This is a genomic window from Streptomyces sp. NPDC003032, from assembly GCF_053591415.1.
The window spans coordinates 46,233-57,127 of record NZ_JBSFTT010000041.1; the positions used below are offsets into that span (position 1 = coordinate 46,233).

Here is a 10,895-nt window from a genome sequence, read left to right on the forward strand (position 1 = left end):
GAGCCCCGGTCTCCGGCCCCGGCAGCCGTCCACCGGCCGACTGGTACCCTGTCTAACGACCGCCTGTCTGCGCATCCCCGAATCCCCAGGGACCCGGACCCCAGGCCCCGCAAGGGCCCGGACCCGACCCGCCAAGGACCCGGACCCGCGCCCAGCGGCCCATCCCCGCCTCCCGAGTCACGGAAGCCCCCTGAGATGTAGACCAGGGACACTCGGAGGCACTCGAAGACATCACGAGGAGTACGCGTGTCGCTCGACGCCGCTACGAAGAAGCAGATCATGACCGAGTTCGGCCAGAAGGAGGGCGACACCGGCTCCCCCGAGGTTCAGGTGGCGATGCTCTCTCGTCGTATCTCGGACCTGACCGAGCACCTCAAGACCCACAAGCACGACCACCACTCCCGTCGTGGTCTGCTGATCCTGGTCGGCCAGCGTCGCCGTCTGCTGCAGTACCTGGCCAAGAAGGACATCCAGCGCTTCCGTGCCCTGGTTGACCGCCTCGGCATCCGCCGCGGTGCGGCGGGCGCCAAGTAAGACGCCGTGAAGGGAGCGGTTCCCACTCGAAGCACTCGAAGGGGGCCGCTCCCTTTGCTGTACGTGCGCGGTGTCACCGTCGCTTTGTAGTCTGGTGACACACGCACGTCCCGCGGGTACGGAAAGAGACCCCGGGACACCGAGCACGACCCCACGAGGGAGAGGCGCACCTCGCCGCCGCCGGTCCTCGGTAGTGGCCCCCGGGAGACATCCCCGGGTGCTTCGATCGAAGACCGGCCCGCACACACGGCGCGCTTCTCCACACCGTCCCGTCCACAGGACACACGGGACACCGTCCCGGTCCACAGGACACATGGGACACCGCCCCCGGGCCACACGGGCCCCCGGGCGAGAAGACGAAACGTAGACACGTAGGAGAACAGTGGAGAACGAGACCCACTACGCCGAGGCCGTCATCGACAACGGCACGTTCGGCACCCGCACCATCCGCTTCGAGACGGGCCGTCTGGCCCGTCAGGCCGCCGGCTCCGCCGTGGCCTACCTGGACGACGACACGATGGTCCTCTCGGCCACCACCGCGTCCAAGAAGCCCAAGGACCAGCTCGACTTCTTCCCCCTGACGGTGGACGTCGAGGAGCGGCAGTACGCGGCCGGCAAGATCCCCGGCTCCTTCTTCCGCCGTGAGGGCCGCCCCTCCGAGGACGCGATCCTCACCTGCCGCCTGATCGACCGCCCGCTGCGTCCTTCTTTCAAGAAGGGCCTGCGCAACGAGATCCAGGTCGTCGAGACGATCATGGCTCTCAACCCCGACCACCTGTACGACGTGGTCGCGATCAACGCCGCCTCCTGCTCCACGCAGCTGGCCGGCCTGCCCTTCTCGGGCCCGATCGGCGGCACGCGCGTGGCGCTCATCAAGGGCCAGTGGGTCGCCTTCCCGACGCACACCGAGCTCGAGGACGCTGTCTTCGACATGGTCGTCGCCGGCCGCGTCCTTGACGACGGCGACGTCGCGATCATGATGGTCGAGGCCGAGGCCACCGAGAAGACCATCGAGCTCGTCAAGGGCGGCGCCGAGGCGCCGACCGAGGAGGTCGTGGCCGCCGGTCTCGAGGCCGCGAAGCCCTTCATCAAGGCGCTGTGCAAGGCCCAGTCCGACCTCGCCGCCAAGGCCGCCAAGCCCACCGGCGAGTTCCCGGTCTTCCTCGACTACGAGGACGACGTCCTGGAGGCCCTGACCGCCGCGGTCAGGACCGAGCTGGCCCAGGCGCTCACCATCGCCGGGAAGCAGGAGCGCGAGAGCGAGCTGGACCGCGTCAAGGCGCTGGCCGGCGAGAAGCTGCTCCCGCAGTTCGAGGGCCGCGAGAAGGAGATCTCCGCCGCGTACCGCTCGCTGACCAAGACCCTGGTCCGTGAGCGCGTCATCAAGGAGAAGAAGCGGATCGACGGTCGCGGTGTGACCGACATCCGTACGCTCGCCGCCGAGGTCGAGGCCATCCCGCGCGTCCACGGCTCGGCGCTGTTCGAGCGTGGCGAGACCCAGATCCTGGGTGTCACGACGCTGAACATGCTCCGTATGGAGCAGCAGCTCGACACGCTGTCCCCGGTGACGCGCAAGCGCTACATGCACAACTACAACTTCCCGCCGTACTCCACCGGCGAGACGGGCCGTGTCGGCTCCCCGAAGCGCCGCGAGATCGGCCACGGCGCCCTCGCCGAGCGCGCGCTCGTGCCGGTTCTGCCGACGCGCGAGGAGTTCCCCTACGCGATCCGTCAGGTGTCCGAGGCCCTCAGCTCCAACGGCTCGACGTCCATGGGCTCCGTCTGCGCCTCCACCATGTCGCTGCTGAACGCCGGTGTGCCGCTGAAGGCCGCCGTCGCCGGTATCGCCATGGGTCTGATCTCCCAGGAGATCGACGGCGAGACGCACTACGTCACCCTCACCGACATCCTCGGTGCGGAGGACGCCTTCGGCGACATGGACTTCAAGGTCGCCGGTACGAAGCAGTTCGTGACCGCGCTCCAGCTCGACACCAAGCTCGACGGCATCCCCGCCTCGGTCCTGGCCGCCGCGCTGAAGCAGGCCCGTGACGCGCGTCTGCACATCCTCGACGTGATGAACGAGGCCATCGACGTTCCGGACGAGATGTCCCCGAACGCGCCGCGCATCATCACCGTCAAGATCCCGGTGGACAAGATCGGTGAGGTCATCGGCCCGAAGGGCAAGATGATCAACCAGATCCAGGAGGACACCGGCGCCGACATCACGATCGAGGACGACGGCACCATCTACATCGGTGCCCAGCAGGGCTCGCAGGCCGAGGCCGCCCGCGCCACGATCAACGGCATCGCCAACCCGACCATGCCGGAGGTCGGCGAGCGCTACCTGGGCACCGTCGTGAAGACGACGACCTTCGGCGCGTTCGTCTCCCTCATGCCGGGCAAGGACGGTCTGCTGCACATCTCGCAGATCCGCAAGCTCGCCGGCGGCAAGCGTGTGGAGAACGTCGAGGACGTCGTCGGCGTGGGCCAGAAGGTCCAGGTCGAGATCGCCGAGATCGACTCCCGCGGCAAGCTCTCCCTCATCCCCGTAGTCGAGGGCGAAGAGGGCGACGAGCAGGCCGCCGACCAGAAGGACGACACCGACAAGTGACGTCGCGTAGCACCACGACGACGGCCCGCACCTCCTCGGAGGCGCGGGCCGTCGCCCGTACCCAAACCCTCATCAAGGGCGAGCACGGCATCGGCACGGTCCGCAGGACAACCCTCCCCGGAGGCCTGCGCGTCGTCACGGAGACCCTGCCCTCCGTACGCTCGGCGACCTTCGGCATCTGGGCGAACGTAGGCTCGCGCGACGAGACCCCGTCGCTGAACGGCGCCACGCATTACCTGGAGCACCTCCTCTTCAAGGGCACCAAGAAGCGCAGCGCCCTGGACATCTCGTCCGCGATCGACGCGGTCGGCGGCGAGATGAACGCCTTCACGGCGAAGGAGTACACGTGCTACTACGCGCGCGTGCTCGACACAGACCTGCCGCTCGCCATCGACGTCGTCTGCGACATGCTGACCGGCTCCCTGATCCTCCAGGAGGACGTCGACGCCGAGCGCGGCGTCATCCTCGAAGAGATCGCGATGACCGAGGACGACCCGGGCGACTGCGTGCACGACCTGTTCGCGCACACGATGCTCGGCGACACCCCCCTCGGCCGCCCGGTCCTCGGCACCGAGGAGACGATCAACGCCCTCACCGCCGACCGCATCCGCCGCTTCTACAAGAAGCACTACGACCCCACGCACCTGGTGGTCGCCGCCGCGGGCAACGTCGACCACAACAAGGTCGTACGTCAGGTCCGCGCCGCCTTCGAGAAGGCCGGCGCCCTGAAGCGCACCGACGCCACCCCGTTGCTCCCGCGCCAGGGCTCCCGAGCCCTGCGCACCTCGGGCCGCGTGGAGGTCATCAACCGCAAGACCGAGCAGGCCCACGTCATCCTCGGCATGCCGGGCCTGGCCCGCACCGACGAGCGCCGCTGGGCCCTCGGCGTCCTGAACACCGCGCTCGGCGGCGGCATGTCATCGCGCCTCTTCCAGGAGGTGCGCGAGAAGCGCGGCCTGGCCTACAGCGTGTACTCGTACACGTCGGGCTTCGCCGACACCGGCCTCTTCGGCGTGTACGCGGGCTGCCGCCCGAGCCAGGTGCACGACGTCCTGAAGATCTGCCGCGACGAGCTCGACCAGGTCGCGGAGCACGGTCTGTCGGACGAGGAGATCGGCCGCGCGATCGGCCAGCTCGCGGGCTCCACCGTCCTCGGCCTGGAGGACACCGGCGCCCTCATGAACCGCATCGGCAAGAGCGAGCTCTGCTGGGGCGAGCACATGTCGGTCGACGAGATGCTGGCCAGGATCTCGGCGGTCACCCCCGACGAGGTGCGTGAGGTGGCCCGCGACGTCCTCGGCCACCGCCCGTCCCTCGCGGCCATCGGCCCGCTCAAGGACAAGCAGGCGGCGCGTCTCCACGAAGCGGTCGCCTAGCCCGGTCGGCCCGGTAAGGGCCCTACCCCTTTTTAAGGAATGAAGGACATGAGCAAGCTGCGCGTGGCGGTCATCGGCGCCAAGGGCCGCATCGGCTCCGAGGCCGTGAAGGCCGTCGAGGCCGCCGACGACATGGAACTGGTCGCCGCCCTCGGCCGCGGGGACGGACTGGGCACGCTGGTGGACACTGGCGCCCAGGTAGCGGTCGAACTGACCAATCCCGACTCGGTGATGGGCAACCTCGACTTCTGCGTCGGGAACGGCATCCACGCCGTGGTCGGCACGACGGGCTGGACCGACGAGCGTCTCGCGCGGCTGCGCACGTCGCTGGCGGCGTCCCCGGAGACGGGCGTTCTCATCGCCCCGAACTTCTCCATCGGCGCGGTCCTGACGATGAAGTTCGCGCAGATCGCGGCGCCCTACTTCGAGTCCGTCGAGGTCGTCGAGCTGCACCACCCGAACAAGGCCGACGCCCCCAGCGGCACCGCCACGCGCACCGCCCAGCTCATCGCCGAGGCCCGCAGGCGGGCGGGCGGCGCCGCCCAGCCCGACGCCACGACGACGGCGCTGGACGGCGCCCGCGGCGCGGACGTCGACGGCGTGCCGGTGCACTCCGTACGGCTGCGCGGCCTCCTCGCCCACCAGGAGGTCCTGCTGGGCGGCGAGGGCGAGACCCTGACCGTCCGCCACGACTCGCTGCACCACAGCAGCTTCATGCCGGGCATCCTGCTCGGCGTACGCCGCGTGGTGAGCACTCCGGGTCTGACCTTCGGCCTGGAACACTTCCTGGACCTCGGCTGACCCGGGAAGCGAACCTCATGCGAGCAAAGATCACCTACGCCGTCACGGCTGCCGTCCTGGTCGTCTACTTCGTCCTGGTCGGCAGCCGCGGCGTGCTCCTGATACAGCACGGCACCGCGCTCACCGTCACCTTCGGCGTCGCGGTGCTGATCCTGCCGTTCATCGGCATCTGGTTCCTCTGGAAGAACACCCAGTTCGTCCAGCGCGCCAACCGCCTCGCCGCCGAACTGGAGGCCGAAGGCGGCCTGCCCGTCGACGAGTTGAAGCGCACCCCCGGCGGTCGCATCGACCGCGACTCGGCCGACGAGGTCTTCGCCCGCCGCAAGGCCGAGACCGAGGACGCACCGGACGACTGGCGCTGCTGGTTCCGCCTCGCCGTCGCCTACCACGACGCGCGGGACACCCCACGCGCGCGGAAGGCCATGCAACGAGCGATCGCCCTGCACGCGGGCAAGCCGGTGAACGTCTGACCGGCCGGCGAACGGCTGACTAGGCGGTGGGCCGGTATTCGGCGGTGGGCCGATACTCGTCGGCCCACACCTCGATGGAGTCGGCAGCCTGGTTGAACGCCTCGTGCCGCGCCAGGAAGTCGGCGTTCCGGTCGGTCATCAACAGCTGCTGCCGCCCGTCGTTCCCCTGATCACGGCGTACGAGGATGAGGGCCTGCCCCTGCACGGTGCGGGGCAGCCCCAGCCACCGCACGGGCTGCTGTGCCGTCCGCACGCTCGCGATCTGCGCCCACGGCACGGTCCGCGTCTTCAGGAAGCCGACCCTGCGCAGCCCGCGCGCGCTCACCCAGGTGCCCACGCGCAGCAGCCGCAGGGAGCCGACGATGATGAGCACGGCGAGCCCCGCACAGAGCGCGGCACCCGCGAGCGAGTCCGTGAAGGCGATGATCACCGCGGCGAAGAGGACGTACGACGCGAGCAGCAGGAAAAGCGCGGCGGCGCCCACCCGCCAGGGACCGGGGCGGTAGGGCCGGCGCCACTGATCGCGGTCGTCGAAGGGCAGCGCGGCGTCGTCCGCCGCGTCGTCGAAAGCGCGGTCCGCGGTCAGGAAAGGCAGGGGCACGGGCTGATCCTCACTCGATCCACGCATGGGCTGTGCCCGGTGAGGTTATCGAGCCGTGCCCCCTGCTACCACCCTTGGGGGGCCATGGGGGTTGCCTCGTCAGCGCCCGTCCGAGGCCTCGGACTGCTGAGTCTGCGCGGGTGACTGGTCGGCCGACATCGCGGGCATCCCGAAGAGCAGGGATCCCACGAGACCGGCCACCACGGTCAGGCCGATGAGCGTGCGGCCCATGATCTGACCGGCTGACGCGCGCTCACGGGGAGGGGGAGTGACGTTGCTGCGGAACTTGTCGGCTTCGGCGATGAAGGCGAACGGGACGGGCTCTCGCCGACGGAACATGGGGCGCGCTTCTCCTCACGGGTCTCGAACTTTCTCTCTTGCCTGGACAGACGCTCGAACCGCCCAAAAGGTGCCCTGTTTCGGCAAATTAGTCGAAGAATGTCGTGGCGGGTCACCGAACGGCCGATTGTCAGTGCCTGGCCATAGAGTGGTCGCCGCCCGAGTGATGCACATGGAAGGACCCCCGCCTGTGAGCGAGACCCCCACCGAAGACCTCAAGCCCAGCTTCCGCAGCGAGGTCACCGTCGAGTTGGTGAAGCATGCCGCCACCGACTCCGACGTCCTGTGGGCCGCCCGTGTCTCCACGGCGGGCGAGCAGTCCCTGGAGGAGCTCCAGAAGGATCCGGAGCGCTCCAAGGGCCTGATCAACTACCTGATGCGGGACCGCCACGGCAGCCCCTTCGAGCACAACTCGATGACGTTCTTCATCAGTGCCCCCATCTTCGTCTTCCGCGAGTTCATGCGGCACCGCGTCGGCTGGTCGTACAACGAGGAGTCGGGCCGCTACAGGGAGCTCCAGCCGACGTTCTACGTCCCCGACGAGTCCCGCAAGCTCGTCCAGGAAGGCCGCCCCGGCAAGTACGTCTTCGTCGAGGGCACCCAGGCCCAGCAGGAGCTGACGGGCCGCGTCATGGAGGACTCCTACCGCCAGGCGTACGAGGCGTATCAGGAGATGCTCGCCGCCGGTGTCGCCCGCGAGGTGGCCCGCGCGGTGCTCCCCGTCGGGCTCTACTCCTCGATGTACGCGACGTGCAACGCCCGTTCGCTGATGCACTTCCTTGGCCTCCGCACGCAGCACGAGCTGGCCAAGGTCCCGTCCTTCCCGCAGCGGGAGATCGAGATGGTCGGCGAGAAGATGGAGCAGCACTGGGCCGGGCTGATGCCCCTCACCCATGCGGCCTTCAACAAGAACGGACGTGTGGCGCCGTGAGGCACTGATGTACGGATGCACAGGTGAAGTGTCCGTATTGCGGCACTTCGTGAAGTTCATCTAGCCTGATCAAACGGACCCGGCACTGCTTGAACCCCCGAGCAGGCAGTGCCGGGCTCCTCACCGGACAGGCCCGCTCACGTCCCCCGAGGGGGGACCCCACGCTGAGCAGCGAGTAGCGTGTTACCCATGGCTCCGACCTCCACTCCGCAGACCCCCTTCGGGAGGGTCCTCACCGCCATGGTCACGCCCTTCAAGGCGGACGGCGCACTTGACCTCGACGGCGCGCAGCAGCTCGCCGCCCACCTGGTGGACGCAGGCAATGACGGCCTGATCATCAACGGCACCACCGGTGAGTCCCCGACCGTCAGTGACGCGGAGAAAAACGACCTCGTACGAGCCGTACTGGACGCCGTCGGAGACCGCGCCCATGTCGTCGCCGGCGTCGGCACGAACGACACGCGGCACAGCATCGAACTGGCCCACGCCGCCGAGCGGGCCGGCGCCCATGGCCTCCTCACCGTCACGCCGTACTACAACAAGCCCCCGCAGGAGGGCCTGTTCCGACACTTCACGGCGATCGCCGACAGCACCGGGCTGCCGGTCATGCTCTACGACATCCCCGGCCGCAGCGGCGTACCGATCAACACCGAAACGATCGTCCGCCTCGCCGAGCACCCCCGGATCGTCGCCAACAAGGACGCCAAGGGCGACCTCGGCCGCGCCAGCTGGGCCATCGCCCGCTCGGACCTGGCCTGGTACTCCGGCGACGACATGCTGAACCTCCCGCTCCTGTCGGTCGGCGCGTGCGGCTTCGTCTCCGTCGTCGGTCACGTCGTCACCCCGGAACTGCGCGCGATGCTCGAAGCGCACCTCAGCGGTGACGTCCAGAAGGCCACGGAGATCCACCAGAAGCTGCTCCCGGTCTTCACGGGCATGTTCCGTACGCAGGGTGTGATCACGACCAAGGCGGCGCTCGCCCTGCAGGGCCGCCCCGCCGGTCCGCTCCGCCTGCCGATGGTGGAGCTGACGCCCGAGGAGACGGCACAGCTCAAGGTCGACCTCGCCGCCGGCGGGGTACAGCTGTAACCACAGACTTCACAACTGAATACGCGAAACTCGCGGGCGCCATGAGCAGGACGAGCCGCCCGCACCCCACACAACAACTGCTAATGCACGAACGTCATACGCGCCACGTGCCCCGGAGGTACGTGGCGCGCGTGGTGAGGAGAGTCTTTTGAGTCATCCGCATCCTGAACTCGGCGCCCCGCCGAAGCTCCCGAAGGGCGGCCTGCGGGTCACCCCGCTCGGCGGCCTCGGCGAGATCGGCCGCAACATGACCGTCTTCGAGTACAACGGTCGTCTGCTGATCGTCGACTGCGGAGTGCTCTTCCCCGAGGAGGAGCAGCCCGGAATCGACCTGATCCTGCCGGACTTCACGTCCATCAGGGATCGCCTCGACGACATCGAGGGCATCGTCCTCACGCACGGTCACGAGGACCACATCGGCGGCGTCCCCTACCTCCTGCGGGAGAAGCCGGACATCCCGCTGATCGGCTCCAAGCTGACCCTCGCGCTGATCGAGGCGAAGCTCCAGGAGCACCGCATCCGTCCGTACACGCTCGAGGTCGTCGAGGGCGACCGCGAGCACCTGGGCCCGTTCGACTGTGAATTCATCGCGGTCAACCACTCCATCCCCGACGCCCTGGCCGTCGCCATCCGCACCCCCGCGGGCATGGTCGTCGCCACAGGCGACTTCAAGATGGACCAGCTGCCGATGGACGGCCGCCTGACCGACCTGCACGCGTTCGCACGGCTGAGCGAGGAGGGCATCGACCTTCTCCTCTCCGACTCCACGAACGCCGAGGTCCCGGGTTTTGTGCCGCCCGAGCGTGACATCTCCGGCGTGATCCGGGGCGTCTTCGCCGGCGCCCAGAAGCGCATCATCGTGGCCAGCTTCGCCAGCCACGTGCACCGCATCCAGCAGATCCTGGACGCCGCACACGAGTACGGCCGCAGGGTCGCCTTCGTGGGCCGCTCGATGGTCAGGAACATGGGCATCGCCCGTGACCTCGGCTACCTCCGCGTCCCGCCGGGCCTCGTCGTCGACGTCAAGACACTCGACGACCTGCCCGACAGCCAGATCGTGCTGGTCTGCACGGGCTCCCAGGGCGAGCCCATGGCCGCGCTCTCCCGCATGGCCAACCGCGACCACCAGATCCGCATCGTCCAGGGCGACACGGTGATCCTGGCGTCCTCCCTCATCCCGGGCAACGAGAACGCGGTCTACCGCGTGATCAACGGCCTGACCCGCTGGGGAGCCAACGTCGTCCACAAGGGCAACGCGAAGGTGCACGTCTCCGGCCACGCGTCGGCCGGCGAGCTGCTGTACTTCTACAACATCTGCAAGCCCAAGAACCTGATGCCGGTCCATGGCGAATGGCGTCACCTGCGCGCCAACGCCGAGCTCGGCGCCCTCACCGGCGTCCCGCACGACCGCATCGTGATCGCCGAGGACGGCGTCGTCGTCGACCTCGTCGAGGGCAAGGCAAAGATCGTCGGCAAGGTCCAGGCCGGATATGTGTACGTCGACGGCCTCTCGGTCGGCGATGTCGGCGAGCCCGCGCTGAAGGACCGCAAGATCCTCGGGGACGAGGGCATCATCTCGGTCTTCGTGGTGGTGGACTCCAGCACCGGCAAGATCACCGGGGGCCCGCACATCCAGGCCCGCGGCTCGGGTATCGACGACGGGGTCTTCACCTCCGTCATCCCGAAGGTCCAGGAAGTCCTGGAGAAGTCGGCCCAGGACGGCGTCGTCGAGCCCCACCAGCTGCAGCAGCTCATCCGCCGCACGCTGGGCAAGTGGGTGTCGGACAACTACCGCCGACGCCCGATGATCCTGCCTGTGGTCGTCGAGGTCTGACCCTTCTGACCGCGCGTTCTTCGGAGCGGGGCGCCTCGATTTGCATCGGGGCGCCCCGCTCCGTTAGGTTTACGGCTCCGCCCAACCGGGAAGCACCGCGCACTCACGTGCAAGGGACCTACCCGAACGGGGCGGGAAATCCGACTCAGAATCTCTGATAAAGTCGGAACCGCCGGAAAGGGAAACGCGAAAGCCGAAAGGCCGGAGCGGGAATCGGAAAGGCACCGAGGAAGTCGGACACGAAAGAGTCTGATAGAGTCGGAAACGCAAGAACGAAGAACAAAAAGAAACACCGAAGGGAAGCGCCCG

10 protein-coding genes are annotated in these 10,895 nt (G+C 68.4%); 8 read left to right on the forward strand and 2 right to left on the reverse strand.

Annotation, left to right across the window (positions count from 1 at the left end):
- Positions 1-246 precede the first annotated feature (246 nt).
- From rpsO to ACWDZ7_RS36235, 5 genes are all read left to right on the forward strand, one after another.
- Complete coding sequence (gene rpsO / locus ACWDZ7_RS36215) at positions 247-534, forward strand: 30S ribosomal protein S15 (protein WP_007385095.1); 288 nt, start codon at positions 247-249, stop codon at positions 532-534.
- A 382-nt stretch (positions 535-916) separates the two neighbouring features.
- Positions 917-3,145 (forward strand): polyribonucleotide nucleotidyltransferase, encoded by a 2,229-nt coding sequence (locus ACWDZ7_RS36220; protein WP_451802996.1) that lies wholly within the window; start codon positions 917-919, stop codon positions 3,143-3,145.
- Entirely contained in the window at positions 3,142-4,521 is a 1,380-nt protein-coding gene (locus tag ACWDZ7_RS36225; RefSeq protein WP_451802997.1) for a M16 family metallopeptidase, read from the forward strand. Before ACWDZ7_RS36220 ends, ACWDZ7_RS36225 begins: the two co-directional genes overlap by 4 nt.
- 48 nt (positions 4,522-4,569) lie before the next feature.
- Complete coding sequence (gene dapB, locus ACWDZ7_RS36230; protein WP_451802998.1) at positions 4,570-5,322, forward strand: 4-hydroxy-tetrahydrodipicolinate reductase; 753 nt, start codon at positions 4,570-4,572, stop codon at positions 5,320-5,322.
- Positions 5,323-5,339: 17 nt separating this feature from the next.
- Complete coding sequence (locus ACWDZ7_RS36235) at positions 5,340-5,792, forward strand: tetratricopeptide repeat protein (RefSeq protein WP_055531432.1); 453 nt, start codon at positions 5,340-5,342, stop codon at positions 5,790-5,792.
- Positions 5,793-5,811: 19 nt separating this feature from the next.
- Here ACWDZ7_RS36235 and ACWDZ7_RS36240 read toward each other — a convergent pair whose 3' ends face one another.
- Both ACWDZ7_RS36240 and ACWDZ7_RS36245 read right to left on the reverse strand, forming a co-directional pair.
- Positions 5,812-6,393 (reverse strand): PH domain-containing protein, encoded by a 582-nt coding sequence (locus tag ACWDZ7_RS36240; RefSeq protein WP_451518703.1) that lies wholly within the window; start codon positions 6,391-6,393, stop codon positions 5,812-5,814.
- A gap of 99 nt (positions 6,394-6,492) precedes the next feature.
- Entirely contained in the window at positions 6,493-6,732 is a 240-nt protein-coding gene (locus tag ACWDZ7_RS36245; RefSeq protein ID WP_451802999.1) for a hypothetical protein, read from the reverse strand.
- A 190-nt stretch (positions 6,733-6,922) separates the two neighbouring features.
- Here ACWDZ7_RS36245 and thyX point away from each other — a divergent pair, with 190 nt between their 5' ends.
- From thyX to ACWDZ7_RS36260, 3 genes are all read left to right on the forward strand, one after another.
- A complete protein-coding gene (thyX, locus tag ACWDZ7_RS36250; protein ID WP_451518705.1) occupies positions 6,923-7,663 on the forward strand; it encodes an FAD-dependent thymidylate synthase in 741 nt (246 codons plus the stop codon).
- Positions 7,664-7,852: 189 nt separating this feature from the next.
- The gene (dapA, locus tag ACWDZ7_RS36255) at positions 7,853-8,752 is read left to right on the forward strand and encodes a 4-hydroxy-tetrahydrodipicolinate synthase (protein WP_451803000.1); all 900 of its coding nucleotides are present in this window, start codon (positions 7,853-7,855) and stop codon (positions 8,750-8,752) included.
- A gap of 148 nt (positions 8,753-8,900) precedes the next feature.
- The gene (locus ACWDZ7_RS36260) at positions 8,901-10,586 is read left to right on the forward strand and encodes a ribonuclease J (RefSeq protein ID WP_451518707.1); all 1,686 of its coding nucleotides are present in this window, start codon (positions 8,901-8,903) and stop codon (positions 10,584-10,586) included.
- Positions 10,587-10,895 lie beyond the last annotated feature (309 nt).